Origin of the sequence: Tabrizicola sp. (assembly GCF_041911175.1) — a bacterium.
Lineage (GTDB): Bacteria > Pseudomonadota > Alphaproteobacteria > Rhodobacterales > Rhodobacteraceae > Tabrizicola.
On record NZ_JAYRPN010000029.1, the window covers coordinates 44,549 to 61,494 of the forward strand.

Below are 16,946 nucleotides of genomic sequence, written 5' to 3' on the forward strand. Positions count from 1 at the left end.
TCATCCCCGCGCGCCGTAGTAAAGCCCCACGACATGCTCGGCTTCGGCGAAGAACAGCCAGCGCGCGGCGAGTGCCCCCGCCAGATGCACCGCCGCCGCCAGCGCGATTCCCCAAGGGCCGGGGGGCAGGAGAAGGATCACCGCCGGAAGCACGGAGGCGAGGACCAGCGCGATCTTGCGCAGCTTGGCCGCATGTTTCCGGCCCACCACGAAGATCATCTCGCGTTTCAGGTAGTTCCCCGCCGTATGCGCCGGGTCCAGCACCGAGGGCAGGCCCAGCCGGTCCAGCCCCGTCGCCGTGCCCAGCGTCTGCCCGGCCTTCGCGAAAGCCCCGTCGCCGACATGCCAGACCGCCAGCAGCACCACCCCCACCGCCAGCAGCGCAAGCGGCGCCCAGGGCTGGCCGGACAGCGTGGCGCCCCCCGCCACCGCGAAGCTCAGGAACATCACCGGCGTCAGCCAATGGTGCCAGCGCGGCACGGCCTTGATCTGGGTATAGATCATCGCCGTGGTGAAGACCGTTCCCAGCGCCAGCAGGCCGCCGATCTGGCCCACCAGCTGCGGCAGCCCGAGGCCAAGGATGCCCGACAGCGCCACGGGGGCGAGCAGCAGCAGCGTGACCACCGAAGCCCAGGCCTCACGCGAAAGCCAGCTGGTGCGCCACTGGGTGAAGGCCTTCAGCGCGTTCTTCGGATTGCCGAGGTGGAAGGTCGAGGCCATCAGCCCGGCGACCGCCAGCCCGTAGCCGAGGCCCCAGAGGAAGAACGCCGCCCAGCCCGAGGGCATCAGCGCGCCCCAGCCGAGAAAGGCGAGGAAGCCGAAGCCCAGCCCCGAGAGCGTGGAGAAGAGGATGACCGAAGGTGCGGGATGCATTCAGATCTTCCCCAGCATCCGGTCGAGCCAGCCGGCGATCCCGGTGACCTTCAGGTCCAGCAACGGTTCGAGCGGGCTGGCCGCACCCGCCCCCTTCTTGCGCGGCGGCAGATATTTGTTGGTGGGCCCGGTCCCCATGCCCGGCATCAGGTCATAGCCACCGCGCTCGGCCACCAGCTTCGACACATGGCTCGCCGGGTCCGCGAAATCCCCGAAGTGCCGCGCGTTGGTCGGGCAGGTCCGCACGCAGGCCGGTTCGCGGTCTTCTTCCGGCAGATTGTCGTTGTAGATGCGGTCGACGCAGAGCGTGCATTTCTTCATCACCCCTTGGGCCGCATCCATCTCGCGCGCGCCATAGGGGCAGGCCCAGGCGCAGAGGCCGCAGCCGATGCAGGCGTCCTCGTTCACCAGCACGATCCCGTCCTCGGCCCGCTTGTAGCTGGCCCCGGTCGGGCAGACGATGACGCAGGGCGCGTTCTCGCAATGCAGGCAGGAGCGGGGGAAGGTCACCACCTGCGCCGGGCCATCGGGGACCGCGACCTGGTAGGAATGCACGCGGTTCAGGAAGGTGCCGGAAGGGTTGGCGCCGTAGGGGTCCTGGTCGGAAAGCCCGATCCCGGCGTCGTTCCAGCCCTTGCAGGCGGTGACGCAGGCCTGGCAGCCGACGCAGGTGTCGAGGTCGATCACCAGTCCGAGGCGCTTTCCGGTGGCGTTCGGGAGCGCGGTCATCGCTCCGCCTCCGCCAGGCCCAAGAATTTTCGAAAATTCTTGGCAAAGTTCTTCGAAGAATTTTGGCGGCCCCCACCGGCGCGTGGCGGGTCGGGGAGTTCGGGGAAGCCGGGCTCTGCCGTCCCCCTCGGATGATCAGCCGCCGCCACCCGCTCCACCCGGACGCGCTGGTCGAACCAGGCGGCCTGGCCGGTGACGGGATCGGAGTTCGAGAGCCGCCCCCCCTTCTCCGGCAGAAGCTCGGAGATCAGGTGGTTCAGCAGGAAGCCGGTCGTGGCCTCGGGCGCATCCGGCGACAAGGCCCAGGCCCCCTTGCGCTTGCCGATGGCGTTCCAGGTCCAGACGGTGTTATCGTTCAGCGCGGCCATGTGGGCGACCGGAACGACGATGGTCCCGGCCCGCGAGGACACCCTTGCCCAGTCACCGGGCTGGAATCCCTGTGCCTCCCAGATCTTCGTCGGCAGATACAGGTAGTTCCGCCCCTTGATCTGCCGGAGCCAGGCGTTCTGGCTGCCCCAGCTGTGGTACATATCCATCGGGCGCTGGGTCAGGGCGTGGACCGGGTAGCCAAAGGCCGCATCCTCGTCGCCATAGGGCGCGTACCAGACCGGCAGCGGGTGCATCGCCTCTTTGAGCCGCTCGCGCAGATGGTCCGGCGGCTGACGCGGGCCGAAGCCTTCCGCGGCCAGCTGGAACCGGCGCATCGGCTCGGACCAGAGGCTGAAGAGATAGGGCTGCGGTGTCTCGAAAAGACCCAGCTTCACCGCCCAGTCCTGGTAGGCCGCGTTCCAGGGTTTGTAGAAGGCCGCCTTCTCCGGCACATGCGCCTGGCAGAAGGCGCCGTTCGCGATGTAGCGCTGCATCTGGTCGGGGTTCGGCGCGCCCCGCCCGGTCGCCTCGCCATTGCCCCGGAAGCCCATCAGCGGGCCGACGCCCGGACGGCGCTGGTGGTTGACGATGTAGTCGGCGTAATCCGCGTATTTCGCCGTGCCGTCCTCGTTCACCATCCCCGGCAGTCCCAGCCTTGCGCCGAGGTCGAGGAGCACCGACTGGAAGCAGCGCACCTCGCGGTCGGGCTCCAGCACCGGCCAGCGGATCGCATCCCCCGCCGCGTCGGGTTCGGAGATCGGGCGGTCGAGGAGGCTGATGCAGTCGTGGCGTTCCAGATAGGTCGTGTCGGGCAGGATGAGGTCGGCATAGGCCACCATCTCGGAGGCATAGGCGTCGGAATAGATGATCCGGGGGATCAGATAGCCCCCATCCTCGCCGGTCTCGGTCAGCATCTCCATCACGCGGGCGGAGTTCATCGAGGAATTCCACGACATGTTGGCCATGTAGAGGAAGAGCGTGTCGATCCGGTAGGGGTCGCCCGCATGGGCGTTCGGGATCACCATGTGCATCAACCCATGGGCCGAGAACGGGTTTTCCCAGGAAAACCCCTTGTCGATCCGGGCGGGACTGCCATCGGGCAGCAGGCAGAGGTCGTCGGGCGAGCGGACATAGCCCAGATGCGGGCCGGTCAGCGGCTTGCCCGGGGTGGTCACGAAATGCGGCGTCGGATGCGCTTCGATGGGCTTCGGGTAAGGCGGTTTCAGCCGGTAGCCGCCGGGGGTTTCCAGACTGCCGAGCAGGATTTGCAGCAGGTGCAGGGCGCGGGCGGTCTGGAAGCCATTAGAATGCGCCGAGATGCCCCGCATGGCGTGGAAGCTGACCGGGCGGCCGGGCATGTTCAGGTGTTCGTTGCCGCGGAAATCCGTCCAGGGGCGGTCGAGAGTGATCGCCTGGTCGAAGGCGACCGACGCCAGTTCCGCCGCGAGTTGCCGGATGCGCTCCGCCGTCACCCCGCAGCGCGCGGCCACCGCTTCCGGTGCATGGTCGGGCTTCAAGTATTCCTCGACCATGTGGCGGAACACCGTCCGGTGCCCCTGCCATTCGGCCCCGAGGTCGGGCTGCACCCCCTTGCCATCCCAGGGCGCGGGATGCCCGGTGCGGCGGTCGATCACGAAAGGCTGGCTTTCGGCGTTGCGGACGAAAAGGCCCTTCTCCGGACCTTCCGCTTCGTTGAGGAGAAGCGGCGCGTTCGTCCATTGCGCGAGGTAGTCGAGGTCGATCTTCCCCGCCTCCAGCAGGCAATGGATCAGCGACAGGATCAGCAAGCCATCCGTCCCCGGCGTGATCCCGATCCAGTCGTCGGCCACCGCCGAATAGCCGGTCCTGACCGGGTTGACGCTGATCACCCGCGCGCCGCGTGCCTTCAGCTTGCCGATGCCGATCTTGATCGGGTTCGAGTCATGATCCTCGGCCACGCCGAACATCACGAAGAGCTTCGTCCGGTCCCAGTCCGGCTGACCGAATTCCCAGAAGGCCCCGCCGATGGTGTAGATGCCGCCCGCCGCCATGTTGACCGAACAGAACCCGCCATGCGCGGCATAGTTCGGCGTGCCGAAATTCTGCGCCCACCAGCCGGTGAGGGACTGCGACTGATCGCGCCCGGTGAAGAACGCGAGCTTCTCCGGCGCCGTCTCGCGCAGGGGTTTCAGCCATGACACCGCCGTCGACAGCGCCTCTTCCCAGCTGATCTCCTCGAAGGCCCCCGACCCCCGCGGCCCGACCCTCCGCAACGGCGCTTTCAGGCGCGAGGGCGCCGTGACCTGCATGATCCCCGAGGCGCCCTTGGCGCAGAGGACGCCCTTGTTGATCGGATGGTCGCGGTTGCCCTCGATATAGGCGACCTTGCCCGACTTCAGATGCACGTTGATCCCGCAGCGGCAGGCGCACATGTAGCAGGTGGTCTGTCGGACCTCGTCCGAAACCTCGCGCTGCGTCTCCACCCTTGGCTGGTTCACACGCCCTCCCCGGCCATCAGGCCCTGCGCCTCCAGCGCAATCTGGCGTTCCTCGTCGGCGGGCACAACAAGGATAACGACACGCGATGTCGGGGAGTGCAGCACGGTTTCGTTCCGGGCATTGGCGGAAAGGTCGGGAGATACTCCCAGATAGCCAAGACCCGACAGGATTTCCTTCCGCATCCAGGCATCGTTCTCGCCGATGCCGCCGGTGAAGACCACCGCATCAAGTCCCCCCATCGCGGCCACCATCGACCCGGCATGACGCAGGGCCCAATAGGCGAAATGGTCCAGCGCAAAGCGCGCCTCGGGGGTCCCCGCCGCATGCAACGCACGCATGTCGCTGGCCCCGCCGAGGCCGAGCAGACCGCTCTGCCGGTTCAGGATGCGCCCCGCCGCCTCCACCCCATGCAGCGCGGCCAGCCGCAGCACCGCATTGCCGTCGATGGCGCCGGTCCGGGTGCCCATCGTGAGACCGTCCAGCGGCGAATAGCCCATCGTGGTCGCAACCGAATGCCCGTTCACTATCGCCGCCAGCGAGCAGCCGTTGCCCAGATGACAGGCCAAGAGCCGTTCGGGAAACGGGCCACGCTGGCGCAGGATCCGCACGAGCGCCGCGAAGCTGATGCCGTGAAAGCCGTAGCGGCGGAGGCCGAGGGCGCGCTCCGCAGGGGGCAGCGCATAGGTCGTGGCGACCTCGGGGTTGGTTGCGTGAAACGCCGTGTCGAACGACGCATATTGCGGAAGGTCGGGCGCCAGCGCCGCAACCGACTGGATACCCACCAGATTCCCCGGATTGTGCAGCGGCGCCAGCGGGACGCAGGCCTCGATCTGGTGCAGGACCTCGGGCGTCACCCGGCAAGTGGCGGTCAGGCTTGCCCCGCCATGCACCACCCGATGCGCAGCGGCGGTCAAGCGGTGCAAGGGGACGCCCGCCTGCGCCAGTCCGTCGCGCATCGCCGCGCGGTGCCCATCCGGCCCGATCTCGGCGACAAAGGCTTTCGCGACCTCCCGTTCGCCATCGAAGACCTTCAGCTTCAGCGAAGATGAACCGGCGTTCACGATCAGCCACATCAGATGAGCGCCTTGCCCAGACCCAGCGCCGCCAACCCGGCCAGAAGGATGATGGCGAAGCGGCGGAAATCCTGCGGATCGGTGCCGAAGAAGTGTCGCCCGCCCAGCCAGTTGGCAAACAGCGTGACCGGCAGGGCCAGCAGCGCGGCCCAGAGCGTGTCCCATGTGACCAGCCCCGCCAGCCAGTAGAGCGGCGCGGAGTAGAGGTCGAGCAGAGGGAAATAGGCGATCAGCGTGGCCCGGAACACCGCCGCCGGCATCGGCTGCGCGGCGAAGAAGGCCGCCAGCGGCAGCCCCCCCATCCCCGGTGCGTTGGCAAGGCCGGAGATCACCCCGGCCACCCCGTTCGGCGGGCCGCCCCTGACCTCGGACGACAGGCGCCACCCGGCCAGCAGCACCATGCACATGACCAGCACATAGCCCGAAATCACCGCCCTCGCGGTATTCTCGCTGACCCCGGTGAGAACCCAAAGCCCCAGCGGCAAACCGAGCGCCGCACCGCCAAGCAGCCAGACGACCCGTTTCCAGTCCACGTTCGGCCCGGCGCCCTTGGCCGCCTGGAGCGACATCGTCGTTTCCAGAATGACAACAACGGCAACGAAGTTCAGAGGATTGGTGACAAGGCTGGAGGCCGCGATCAGCAGGGCCGAGAAGCCGAAACCCGAATAGCCCCGGACGAAGCCTGCCACCAGGCAGGCCACCGCCAGCCAGGCCAGCGCGCCGGGGCCAAGGTCATAGGGCATGACGTGTCCAGTCTAAAATTTTTCGCCGAAAAATTTTAGACCCGCTCATCCCGCCACCTGCGGCCGCATGTCGGCCTTCGAGATCCCCGCCACCTCGACCGGCTTTTTCATCGCGTCGCGGCGGAAGGGCTCGCCCAGTTCCTGGTTGATCAGCGCCTCGATCAGCGTGGTCTTGCCCGCCGCCTGGTCCGCGATGGCCTTGTGCAGCGCTGCCGTCAGCTCCTCCATCGTCCGCGCCTGCACGCCCTGCAAGCCGCAGGCCTTGGCGATCCCGGCGTAGGACACATCGGTGTCGAGTTCCGTGCCGACGAAGTTGTCGTCATACCAGAGCGTCGAGTTCCGCTTCTCGGCCCCCCACTGGTAGTTGCGGAAGACGACCATCGTGATCGCGGGCCATTCCTTGCGGCCGATGGCGGTCAGTTCCGTCACCGCGATGCCGAAGGCGCCGTCGCCCGAGAAGCCGACGACCGGCGTGTCCGGGCAGCCGATCTTGGCGCCGATGATCGACGGCAACCCATAGCCGCAGGGGCCGAAAAGCCCCGGTGCCAGGTACTTGCGCCCCGCCTCGAAGGACGGATAGGCGTTGCCGATGGCGCAGTTGTTGCCGATGTCACTGGAAATGATCGCCTCTTTCGGCAGCGCGGCCTGGATCGCGCGCCAGGCCATCCGGGGGCTCATCCACTCCGGCTTGGCTTTGCGGGCGCGTTCGTTCCAGGTCGTGCCGGGATCGTCCTGTTCGTGGTCCATGCCGGACAGCGCCTGCGCCCAGGCGGATTTCTTCTGCGCGATCATGGCCTTGCGGTCCGCCCGCCCGGCATCGCCTGCGGTCTTCGACAGACGCGCGAGGATGCCTTCCGCCACCTTCCTCGCATCGCCGACGATCCCCACTGTCACCGGCTTGGTCAGGCCGATCCGGTTCGGGTTGATATCGACCTGGATGATCTTCGCCTCTTTCGGCCAGTAGTCGAGGCCATAGCCCGGCAGGGTCGAGAACGGGTTGAGCCGCGTGCCAAGCGCCAGCACCACGTCGGCCTCCCGGATCAGTTCCATCCCCGCCTTGGACCCGTTGTAGCCCAGCGGACCCGCGAACAGCGGATGCGAGCCGGGGAAGGCGTCGTTGTGCTGGTAGCCGACGCAGACCGGCGCGCTGAGGCGTTCGGCCAGCGCCATCGAGGCCGGGATTGCGCCGCCGATCACCACGCCCGCGCCGTTCAGGATCACCGGGAACTTCGCGGTGGACAGAAGCTGTGCCGCCTGCGCCAGCGCCTCCTCGCCACCCGAGGGCCGCTCGAACTCCACCACGGCGGGCATCGCCACGTCGATGACTTGCGTGAAGTAGTCGCGCGGCATGTTGATCTGCGCCGGGGCCGACTGGCGCTTGGCCTGCAGGATGACCCGGTTCAGGACCTCGGCCACGCGCGAGGGGTCGCGGACCTCTTCCTGATAGCAGACCATGTCCTTGAAGAGCGCCATCTGCTCGACTTCCTGGAAACCGCCCATGCCGATGGTCTTGTTGGCGGCCTGCGGCGTGACCAGCAGCAAAGGCGTGTGATTCCAATAGGCTGTCTTCACCGCCGTCACGAAGTTGGTGATCCCTGGCCCATTCTGGGCAATCATCATCGACATCTTCCCCGAAGCGCGGGTGAATCCGTCCGCCATCATCCCGCCCGAGCCTTCATGGGCGCAGTCCCAGAAATGGATCCCGGCCTTGGGGAACAGGTCCGAGATCGGCATGAAGGCGCTGCCGATGATGCCGAAGGCATGTTCGATGCCGTGTAGCTGAAGGACCTTAACGAAGGCTTCCTCGGTCGTCATCTTCATCGCGTGTCTCCATGTCCCATGCGGCCCGATAGGGCCAGTCCAGCGCACCCTATCGCCACGCCCAACACCAGCTTAGGGCCAGTTTCATCAGCCCGGTAGGGCCAGTGCCCTGGCGATCCGCGCCACGCCCTCCGCAACGCGCTGCGGCGCGATGGAGGAATAGGCGAGGCGATAGTAGTTCCGGGGGCCGTCCCCGGCGAAGAAGGCGCGGCCGGGTTCGATCAGCACGCCGTCGGCGCGGAGCCGGAGCGCCAGCGCCTCGGTATCCACGCCCTCCGGCGCACGCATCCAGAAGGACGAGCCGCCGAAGCCGCCCTGCCCCGCGATTTCCAGCCCTTCCGCCGCCAGCGCCTCGGCCATCAGCTGACGGCGGCGGCGGTAGGCGTTCTTCATCCGGTTGACGAGAGCGTCGTAATGGCCGAGGCCAAGGAAGTAAGCCATCGTCCGCTGGATGTGGCCGGGCGGGTGCTTCAGCATCAAGCCGCGCAGGGCCCGCGCCTCGGCGATGAAGCCGGGGGGGCCGACGAGATAGCCAAGACGCAGGCCGGGGAAGACCGATTTCGAGAAGCTTCCGGCGTAGATCACCCTGCCCCCCCGGTCGAGCGACTTCAGCGCGGGGGCGACGGGTTTCAGGAAGGACATCTCGAATTCGTAGTCGTCCTCGACGATGACGAAGCCTTTCGCTTCGGCGGCCTCCAGAAGCGCCACGCGCCTTTCCACCGGCATGGTGGCGTTGGTCGGGCACTGGTGTGATGGGGTGGTGAAAACCACATCCGCTTCAAGGCCTTGCACGGGCAAACCCTGTGCGTCGACATCCACCGGAACGGCGGTGGCGCCGGTTGCCGCGACGATGGCGCGCCAGGCCGGGTAGCCGGGATTCTCGACAGTGGCGCTACGACCGGGGCCAAGGAGCGCGTTGGCGGCGATCCAGAGCGCGTTCTGCGCGCCGAGCGTCAGAAGGACCTCGTCCTCCCGCGCGGCGATGCCTCGTCTTGGCAGGATGGTGCGGAGCAGTTCCTGCACCAGCAGCGGGTCGTCGCGTTCGTAATAGTCGGAGGTCAGGGCGGCGAAGTCGCGCTTTCCCAGCGCGCGCAGGGCACATTGCCGCCAGTTCTGGTGGTCGAAGAGCGTCGGGTCGGCCTGGCCATAGATGAAGGGCCAGGGGTAGCGGTCCCAGTCCTCGGGGCGGTCGACCTTGGGGACGCGCGTGAAGCGGCCCTGGGTCAGGCCCTTGAAATCGATCGCGTCGGCGCGGGGTTCGGCTTGCGGGAATTCGGGGGCCAGCGGCGCGGTGTCCGAAACGAAATAGCCCGAGCGCCCGGCAGAGGTGAGGTAATCCGACGAAACGAGGTCGGCATAGGCCAGCGTCACGGTGATCCGGCTGACGCCGAGATGTTCGGCAAGGCCCCGGGAGGATGGCATCCGGCTGCCAGGGCGAAAGCGGCCCGCGAGGATGCCTTGCGTCACCATCGCCCGGATCTGCTGTTGCAGCGATCCGCTGGCACCAGGGGTCAGGTAGAGGGCTTCGACGGGGATGCTGGCCATGAGTCCAGATTAAGGGGTTGGGAACGCTGGAGCAATGGCGGGGTTCGGGGCCTTTGGGGTCATGTGGAACCCGTCTGGAAACCGTATGGAAAGCGGCCATACGCGCGTATGGGGGGTGGGGCGTTAACCATGCAGGGCGAATCGACCGGGCATGGCCGAAGTCGCCCGTTGAGGCATGACGCAATCGGAGGCCCCGGTGCCGGGAACCGCGCCTTGTCCGGGCCGCGCCGCTGCTAGGCTGCCCTCCGCAGCGCCACGACGCGAGTGGAAGGGACCGGACCCGTGACCAAGACCTATGCCATCCTTGGCCTTGCCATCCTGGCCGAGGTGATCGCCACAACGGCGCTGTCGCGGTCGGCCAGCTTCACACGGCTCTGGCCTGCCGTCATCACGGTGGCGGGCTATGCCATCGCCTTCTGGCTGTTGACCTTTCCCCTCAGGGTCATGCCAACCGGGATCGTCTATGCGATCTGGTCGGGGATGGGGATCGTGCTGATCAGCTCGGTCGCCTGGATCTGGTTTCGCCAGAGCCTCGACACGCCTGCGCTGATCGGCCTGGGGCTGATCATCGCCGGGGTTCTGGTGGTGAACCTGTTCTCGAAGTCGCTGACGCATTAAGCGCAAAAGCAAAAGGGTGCCCCTCGCGGGACACCCTTCCTGCCCTTGAAGGGCAATGGTTCAGCCAAACACCTTGGTCAGCGCCTTGTCGATCGCGCCGGTGATCGCGTCGATGTCGTCCGCCGTGGCGATCAGCGCGGGCGACAGGCACAGCGTGTTGTTCAGCCCCGGCACCGAGCGGTTGGTCATGCCGATGATCACGCCCTGCGCATTGCAGTCGGCGACCACGGCGGCGACCTTCTTCTCGTCCATCGGCTCCTTGGTCTTGCGGTCGGCCACCAGTTCCGCGCCGCAGAAGAGGCCCGCGCCGCGCACGTCGCCGATGACCTTGTGCTTCTCCATCAGTGCGTTGAGGTTGGCGAGGGTGCGTTCCCCCATGCGCAGCGTGTTGTCCAGAAGCCCCTCGTCCTCGATGATCCGCATGTTCTCCAGCGCGGCCGCCGGGCCGGAGGCGCAGCCGCCGAAGGTCGAGATGTCGCGGAAATAGCTCAGCGGATCGCCGGCATCGTCCTTGAACATCTGGAACACCGCCTCCGTGGTCACGGTGCAGGAGATCGCGGCATAGCCCGAGGCCACGCCCTTGGCCATCGTCACGAAGTCGGGCTTGATGCCGTAGTTCTGGTAGCCGAACCAGACACCCGTGCGGCCGACACCGCAGACCACTTCGTCGATGTGCAGCAGGATGTTGTATTTCTTGCAGATTTCCTGCACCCGCTCCCAGTACCCTTTCGGAGGGACGATCACGCCGCCGCCTGCGGTCACGGGTTCAAGCACGATGGCGCCCACGGTATCGGGGCCTTCGCGCAGGATCACTTCCTCGATGGCATCCGCCGCCCGCTGGCCGTAGTTCTCCACGTCCCACTGCTTGCGGTATTCCAGGCAGTGCGGGACCATGACGAAGCCGTCCGGGTAGGGCCCGTATTGCACGGCGCGTTCGGCCTGACCCGAGGTCGCCAGCGCGCCGATGGTGGTGCCGTGATAGTCCCGCTCGCGGTACAGGATCTTCCACTTCTTGCCGCCGTGGTGCCGATGCGCGATCTGGCGCACCATCTTGTAGACCTTCTCGTTCGCTTCCGACCCCGAGTTGGAATAGTAGACCCGGCTCAGCCCCGGCATCTTCGAGATCAGCTTCTCGGCAAAGAGCGCGCCGGGGATCGAGCCGCCGACGCCGGCGAAATAGTTCATCTTGACCAGCTGGTCGCGCACCGCGTTGGCGATGCTTTCCCGGCCGTAGCCGACGTTCACCGTCCAGACCGCGCCGGAGACCGCGTCGATGTATTCCTTGCCACGGGCATCCCAGACCCGCATGCCCTTGCCTTCGACGATGACGCGGGGATCGACGGTCTCGAACTGCTTGTGCTGGACGAGATGGTGCCAGACATGGGCGCGGTCGGCCTCGACCACGCGGCTCATGTCGTTCATTCCGCTGATGCCTTCCATTGGCCTGTTCCTTTCGATGGCGTTTTGCGCGGCAGTATCGGAGATCGGGCGCGTCGGGCTTAGGACCAGAGTAGCGCCGCCGATAGGGCCAGTCAGGCGCGGTAGTGGTCGCGGTACCAGTCGACGAAGCGGCCAAGGCCGGTGGCGAGGTCGGTCTGCGGCCGGAACCCGGTGAGACGGTGCAGCAGCGAACAGTCGGCCCAGGTCGCGGGCACGTCGCCGGGCTGCATCGGCAGGAAGTTGAGCGTCGCCTTCCGGCCAAGAAGGATTTCCAGCGTGCGGATGAAGTCCATCAGGTGGACCTTGCCGGAATTGCCGACGTTCACCACCCGCCAGGGGGCGACGGGGCTGAGGCTGTCGCCCTCGACCGGGGTGCCGCGGTTGCCAGGCAGCGGCGGCGCAAGCGGGATCAGGCGGCTGACGCCCTCGACCAGGTCCTCGACCGCGGTGAAGTCGCGCCAGAGGTCGCCGTGGTTGTAGACGTCGATCGGCTCGCCCTGCAGGATCGCCTTGGCGAACTTGAAATAGGCGAGGTCGGGGCGGCCCCAGGCGCCGTAGACGGTGAAGAAGCGGAAGAGCGTGATGGGCAGGCCCCAGAGATGGGCATAGGAATGCGCCAGCCCCTCGACCGCCTTCTTGGTCGCGGCATAGACGGTCAGCGGGTGGTCGGTGCGGTCGGTTTCATGGAAGGGCATCTCGGGGTTCGCGCCATAGACCGACGAGGTCGAGGCGATGAGGAGATGCGTCACCTGCAGCGCCTTCGCCAGTTCCAGCACGTTGAAACTGCCGGTGACGTTCGTCTCGACATAGCTGCGCGGGTTTTCCAGGCTGTAGCGCACCCCCGCCTGCGCCGCGAGGTGAAGGATCACGTCGGGCGCGAAATCTTCCGCCACGCGGGTCAGGGTCGCCATGTCCTCCAGCATCGCCTCGGTCGCGGAAAAGCCGGGGGTCTGCAGCAGGATCGCATGGCGCTGGCGCTTCAGTGCGACGTCGTAGTAGGGCGTCATCCCGTCAAAGCCATGCACCCGGTGCCCCGCCGCCAGCAGATGCCGGGCAAGGTGGAAACCGATGAACCCGGCGCTTCCGGTGATGAGGATCTTCTGCACGCCTGCGCCCCTGCCCCAGGCGCCCCGGCCCGGTTGGCGGACAATCAGCGGCCCCCCGGCGCAAGTCAACCCTGCGGGCCGGACGAAGCCCTTGCAGCCGCCCGCTGCTTCCGCTATCCCTCCCCCACCTTCGCGGCGGGTTGGCGGAGAGGTTACGCAGCGGATTGCAAATCCGTGAAGACCGGTTCGATTCCGGTACCCGCCTCCAAGCTCCCTACACCCCTCCCAAAGTCTGGATGAAGCGCGAGAACAGCTCTCCCTGCGAGCTGATCCGCAGCTTGGCATAGATGTTGCGGCGATGGATGCGGACGGTCCCCGGCGAGATGCCGAGGATGCGGCCGACCGCCTCGGCGGAATGGCCTTTCAGCGTGTGCTCGACGATCTGGCGTTCGCGGGCGGTCAGGAGTCCGTCGCCGAAACTGTGGAAGGACCGCTCGATCCGGGTCTCGATCCCGGGGCCGTGCCGAACGCCCGACGGCCGGTCGAACCGGGACGGCAGGTCGGTCCAATGCTTGCGGATCGCGGCCTCGACCACCGGGCGAACCTCGTCCAGGGCCTTGAAGTCGCGGGCCGAGAAAGTTCTTTCGTCCCGCATGAGCGACAGCACGACGGTCGCGCCGCCGGGAATGTCGACGAAGAAGCCGATCTCCTCGGCCAGGCCGGTCTGGATGTAGTAGTTTCGGAAGTATTCACCCTGATAGAAGCGGTCGGGCGCAAGGTCGCGGATGCGGTACAGCCCCGCGTTCAGCGTGCCGGTGGCCGCCAGGTAGAACGGGTCCAGAAGATAGGGCCCCTCCTGATAGTCGGTCACGAAGACCCGTCGTTTCGAGGCCGGGAAATCGTCGTAGAGATCCAGCGGCCGGGCAGCGCCGCAATAGCCGAAGACCACGGTGAAGGTATAGGGCGCGACAGCTTGCAGAAGCTGGGCAAGGGCCGGGGCAAGGCCGTCCGACCCGATGGCCGCGACCACGGCGCCGATCCGCGCCATGACCGTTGACCTATCCATCCTGCCGCGCCTCATCCCGATGATATGCTATTTGAGATATATACATTGAACGGCAGCATTCCTACGCTAACCCATGATGCAAGGCATATATGCTGTGTGATGGAAAGCAATCCGAAACCCGAAGCCCCGGCCGCAGACGCCCCGATCGCGGAACTGCGCGACGCCAGCAAGCACTATGGCTCGGTGGTCGCGGTCGAGGGGTTGAACCTGTCGATCCGCCGCGGCGAATTCCTGTCGTTCCTCGGGCCCTCGGGCTGCGGCAAGACCACCGCGCTGCGGCTGCTGGCGGGGTTCGAAAGCCCGACTGCGGGTGACGTGCTGCTGGACGGGCTGCGGGTGAACGACGTTCCACCGCATCGCCGTCCGGTGAACATGGTGTTCCAGCACTACGCGCTGTTTCCGCATCTGACCGTGGCGCAGAACATCGCCTACGGCCTGCGCCAGCGCCGCCCCCGCCCGCCCAGGGCCGAGATCGACCGTGCCGTCGACCAGGCGCTGGAGACGGTCCGGCTGCCGGGGCTGGGGGCGCGGCGAATCTGGGAGATGTCGGGCGGACAACAGCAGCGGGTCGCGCTGGCGCGCGCCATCGTGAACCAGCCGAAGCTTCTGCTGCTGGACGAGCCGATGGCCGCGCTGGACAAGAAACTGCGCCGCGACATGCAGATCGAGCTGCAGACCCTGCAGCGCAGCCTTGGGATCACCTTCATCCTGGTGACGCATGACCAGGAAGAAGCGCTGTCGATGTCGGACCGCATCTGCCTGATGCGCAGCGGGCGGATTGTCCAGATCGGCGGCCCGCGCGCGCTGTATGACCAGCCCGCGAACCGCTATGTGGCGGATTTCGTGGGGAAATCCAACTTCTTCCCCGGTCGGGTGACGGCGGCGTCGCCGGGCCGCACCGATCTTGCGGTGGCGGGCGGGCTGCAGATTGCCGGGCAGGCCTCTGCCGCGCTGGCCGTGGGGGCCGCCGCCACCGCCAGCCTGCGTCCCGAACAGATCGCCCTGAACCGCGCGGGGCCGGGCGGCGGAATCCCGGTGACGGTGGTGAACCGGATCTTCCTGGGCGAACACACGGAATACCTGGTCCGCAACGCCGGGCTTGGCGAATTCCTGGTCTTGGCCTCGCGCCAGGCCGAGGCCGCCGCAGGCGCCTTCGATCCCGGAGACGAGGCGCAGGCCTCCTGGCCGGACGGGGCAGCGCTGATCCTTGCCGACGACTGAACGACAAAAGACCAACAGGGAGAATGACCATGACAGATCGGAATGACTTCCTCTCGCGCGAAAAATTCATGGCCGAGCTTTGGCGCTACAAGAAGGGCTCGGTCACCCGCCGGCATTTCCTGGGCGTGACCGGGCTTGGCGCGGCGACGGCGGTCCTGGGCACGGCGATGCCCGGCCTGCGGTCGGCCGCCTGGGCACAGGGCAACATCGGCGACCGCGTGGTGCTGGCGACCTGGCCGAACTACCACGACCCGGCGAACTTCGAGGCCTTCAACGCCGCCACCGGGGCGGCCGTCGACATGAACGTCTTCGGCTCGAACGAGGAGATGCTGGCCAAGCTTCAGGCCGGGGGCTCGGGCTGGGACGTGTTCGTGCCGACCAACTACACGATCACCACCTATGTCGGCGAAGACCTGATCGAGCCGCTGGACCTCGCGCGGATCCCGAACTACGACCCGGCGTCGTTCAACCCGCGCTTTGCCGGGCCCGGAACCATCGACGGCAAGGTCTATGCCGTGTCCAAGAACTGGGGCACCACCGGCTTTGCCGTCAACACCTCGCAGCTTGGCGGCAAGCCGAAGCCGACCACCTGGAAGGAATTCTGGGACATGACCATGACCGACTTCTCGGGCCGGACGATGGTGCATGACTATCAGCTGACGACCATCGGCAATGCGCTGAAATATTTCGGCTATTCCTTCAATTCGATCGACCCGAAGGAGCTGGCGGACGCCGAGAAGCTGCTGCTTGATGCCAAGCCGCATCTCTTCGCCATCTCGTCGGACTATCAGCCGTCGATGCGGTCGGGCGATGCCTGGATGACGATCTGCTGGACCGGCGACGGCAAGCAGATGAACCGCGACATGCCCGAGATCGAATATGTCCTGGGCAAGGAGGGCGGCGAGCTTTGGTCGGATTTCTACGCCATCCCGAAGGGGGCGGCGCATCCCGATGCGGCCTATGCGCTGATCAACTTCCTGCTCGATCCGGCGGTGAACGCCAAGGAAGCCTTGTTCCACGGCTATCCGACCGCCGACAAGCGGGTGGACGCGCTGATGCCGCCCGAGGTTCTGGCCGACCCGATCCTCTACCCGGCGCAAGAGCTGCTGGACGCGCTTGAATTCGGCGCGGCGGTGACCCTGACCGACCCCAACCGCGCCGAACTGATGGCGCGCTTCAAGTCGGCGTAGGACGATGCGGCGGGACCTGCGGACATGGCTTCTTCTTGCCCCTGCGGGGGCGTGGTTCCTGTGCATGCTGGTCCTGCCGCTGATCGTCGTCTTCGTCTTTTCCTTCGGCGAAAGGGGGGCGGCGGGCGGCTATGCCCCCGCCTTCACCCTGGACAATTTCGCCAACCTGGGCTCGCGCGGGGCGGCCTTCAAGAACACGATGATCATGGCGCCGGTCGGCACCCTGGCCTGCCTGCTGATTGCCTATCCGCTCGCCTATTTCCTGGCCCTGCGCTCCAGCCCGCGCTGGCGGACCCTGCTTCTGGTGCTGGTGATCGTGCCGTTCTGGACCTCGATCCTGATCCGCAGCTACGCCTGGATCTTCCTGCTTGGCGGCCAGGGCATCCCGTCGCTGCTGAACGCGCTCGGCCTTGGCAACCCGCGCCTGATCAATACGCCCTTCGCGGTGCTGGTCGGCATCGTCTACGGCTACCTGCCGCTGATGGTCTTCCCGATCTATGTCGCGCTGGAACGGCTGGATAAGCGGCTGCTCGAAGCCTCGTCCGACCTGGGCAGCCCGCCCTGGCGCAGCTTCCTGCAGGTGACGCTGCCGCTGTCGATGCCGGGGGTCGCGACCGGCTGCATGCTGGTCTTCATCCTTCTGATGGGCGAGTTCCTGATCCCCGCGATCCTGGGGGGCGGCAAGGTGTTCTTCGTCGGCAACGCGCTGGTCGATCTCTTCCTGCAATCGCGCAA

14 protein-coding genes and 1 tRNA gene are annotated in these 16,946 nt (G+C 66.8%); 5 read left to right on the forward strand and 10 right to left on the reverse strand.

Annotation, left to right across the window (positions count from 1 at the left end):
• From ACE3P6_RS03745 to ACE3P6_RS03775, 7 genes are all read right to left on the reverse strand, one after another.
• The gene (locus tag ACE3P6_RS03745) at positions 1–873 is read right to left on the reverse strand and encodes a dimethyl sulfoxide reductase anchor subunit family protein (protein WP_374391736.1); all 873 of its coding nucleotides are present in this window, start codon (positions 871–873) and stop codon (positions 1–3) included.
• On the reverse strand, positions 874–1,602 hold the full coding sequence (locus ACE3P6_RS03750) for a 4Fe-4S dicluster domain-containing protein (RefSeq protein ID WP_374391738.1): 729 nt from the start codon (positions 1,600–1,602) through the stop codon (positions 874–876).
• Positions 1,599–4,448 carry a molybdopterin-dependent oxidoreductase gene (locus ACE3P6_RS03755; protein WP_374391739.1) on the reverse strand — a complete coding sequence of 950 codons (2,850 nt, stop codon included), beginning with the start codon at positions 4,446–4,448 and terminating at the stop codon, positions 1,599–1,601. The genes ACE3P6_RS03750 and ACE3P6_RS03755 overlap by 4 nt, the downstream gene beginning before the upstream one ends.
• Positions 4,445–5,521, reverse strand: coding sequence for an acetate/propionate family kinase (locus ACE3P6_RS03760; RefSeq protein ID WP_374391741.1), 1,077 nt, complete (start codon positions 5,519–5,521; stop codon positions 4,445–4,447). The genes ACE3P6_RS03755 and ACE3P6_RS03760 overlap by 4 nt, the downstream gene beginning before the upstream one ends.
• Entirely contained in the window at positions 5,521–6,264 is a 744-nt protein-coding gene (locus tag ACE3P6_RS03765) for a TSUP family transporter (protein ID WP_374391743.1), read from the reverse strand. The genes ACE3P6_RS03760 and ACE3P6_RS03765 overlap by 1 nt, the downstream gene beginning before the upstream one ends.
• A 45-nt stretch (positions 6,265–6,309) precedes the next feature.
• Complete coding sequence (gene xsc, locus ACE3P6_RS03770; protein WP_374391745.1) at positions 6,310–8,085, reverse strand: sulfoacetaldehyde acetyltransferase; 1,776 nt, start codon at positions 8,083–8,085, stop codon at positions 6,310–6,312.
• 87 nt (positions 8,086–8,172) lie between these two features.
• Complete coding sequence (locus ACE3P6_RS03775) at positions 8,173–9,630, reverse strand: PLP-dependent aminotransferase family protein (RefSeq protein WP_374391747.1); 1,458 nt, start codon at positions 9,628–9,630, stop codon at positions 8,173–8,175.
• Between the two features lie 282 nt (positions 9,631–9,912).
• Between ACE3P6_RS03775 and ACE3P6_RS03780 the strand changes: the two genes are divergently transcribed.
• Entirely contained in the window at positions 9,913–10,248 is a 336-nt protein-coding gene (locus tag ACE3P6_RS03780; RefSeq protein WP_374391748.1) for an SMR family transporter, read from the forward strand.
• A 60-nt stretch (positions 10,249–10,308) separates the two neighbouring features.
• Here the strand turns inward: ACE3P6_RS03780 and tpa are convergent, their stop codons facing one another.
• Together tpa and ACE3P6_RS03790 are read right to left on the reverse strand one after the other, a co-directional pair.
• Complete coding sequence (gene tpa, locus ACE3P6_RS03785; protein WP_374370797.1) at positions 10,309–11,688, reverse strand: hypotaurine--pyruvate aminotransferase Tpa; 1,380 nt, start codon at positions 11,686–11,688, stop codon at positions 10,309–10,311.
• Between the two features lie 92 nt (positions 11,689–11,780).
• A complete protein-coding gene (locus ACE3P6_RS03790; RefSeq protein WP_374391750.1) occupies positions 11,781–12,794 on the reverse strand; it encodes an SDR family NAD(P)-dependent oxidoreductase in 1,014 nt (337 codons plus the stop codon).
• A gap of 134 nt (positions 12,795–12,928) precedes the next feature.
• Between ACE3P6_RS03790 and ACE3P6_RS03795 the strand changes: the two genes are divergently transcribed.
• A tRNA-Cys gene (locus tag ACE3P6_RS03795) sits at positions 12,929–13,002 on the forward strand.
• 6 nt (positions 13,003–13,008) lie between these two features.
• Here the strand turns inward: ACE3P6_RS03795 and ACE3P6_RS03800 are convergent.
• Positions 13,009–13,800: a response regulator transcription factor gene (locus tag ACE3P6_RS03800; RefSeq protein ID WP_374391752.1), complete on the reverse strand. Its 792-nt coding sequence runs from the start codon at positions 13,798–13,800 to the stop codon at positions 13,009–13,011.
• A gap of 99 nt (positions 13,801–13,899) precedes the next feature.
• Between ACE3P6_RS03800 and ACE3P6_RS03805 the strand changes: the two genes are divergently transcribed.
• From ACE3P6_RS03805 to ACE3P6_RS03815, 3 genes are all read left to right on the forward strand, one after another.
• On the forward strand, positions 13,900–15,021 hold the full coding sequence (locus ACE3P6_RS03805; RefSeq protein WP_374391754.1) for an ABC transporter ATP-binding protein: 1,122 nt from the start codon (positions 13,900–13,902) through the stop codon (positions 15,019–15,021).
• Between the two features lie 29 nt (positions 15,022–15,050).
• On the forward strand, positions 15,051–16,211 hold the full coding sequence (locus tag ACE3P6_RS03810; protein WP_374391756.1) for a PotD/PotF family extracellular solute-binding protein: 1,161 nt from the start codon (positions 15,051–15,053) through the stop codon (positions 16,209–16,211).
• A gap of 4 nt (positions 16,212–16,215) precedes the next feature.
• On the forward strand, positions 16,216–16,946 hold a 731-nt coding region (locus tag ACE3P6_RS03815), incomplete at its 3' end, for an ABC transporter permease (RefSeq protein WP_374391758.1).

Bases quoted from the DNA above. Each gene is read 5' to 3' on its own strand.
- ACE3P6_RS03765 (WP_374391743.1), bottom strand. From the start codon at position 6,264: ATGCCCTATGACCTTGGCCCCGGCGCGCTGGCCTGGCTGGCGGTGGCC.
- ACE3P6_RS03775 (WP_374391747.1), bottom strand. From the start codon at position 9,630: ATGGCCAGCATCCCCGTCGAAGCCCTCTACCTGACCCCTGGTGCCAGC.
- xsc (WP_374391745.1), bottom strand. From the start codon at position 8,085: ATGAAGATGACGACCGAGGAAGCCTTCGTTAAGGTCCTTCAGCTACAC.
- tpa (WP_374370797.1), bottom strand. From the start codon at position 11,688: ATGGAAGGCATCAGCGGAATGAACGACATGAGCCGCGTGGTCGAGGCC.
- ACE3P6_RS03750 (WP_374391738.1), bottom strand. From the start codon at position 1,602: ATGACCGCGCTCCCGAACGCCACCGGAAAGCGCCTCGGACTGGTGATC.
- ACE3P6_RS03760 (WP_374391741.1), bottom strand. From the start codon at position 5,521: ATGTGGCTGATCGTGAACGCCGGTTCATCTTCGCTGAAGCTGAAGGTC.
- ACE3P6_RS03745 (WP_374391736.1), bottom strand. From the start codon at position 873: ATGCATCCCGCACCTTCGGTCATCCTCTTCTCCACGCTCTCGGGGCTG.
- ACE3P6_RS03810 (WP_374391756.1), top strand. From the start codon at position 15,051: ATGACAGATCGGAATGACTTCCTCTCGCGCGAAAAATTCATGGCCGAG.
- ACE3P6_RS03800 (WP_374391752.1), bottom strand. From the start codon at position 13,800: ATGGATAGGTCAACGGTCATGGCGCGGATCGGCGCCGTGGTCGCGGCC.
- ACE3P6_RS03805 (WP_374391754.1), top strand. From the start codon at position 13,900: ATGGAAAGCAATCCGAAACCCGAAGCCCCGGCCGCAGACGCCCCGATC.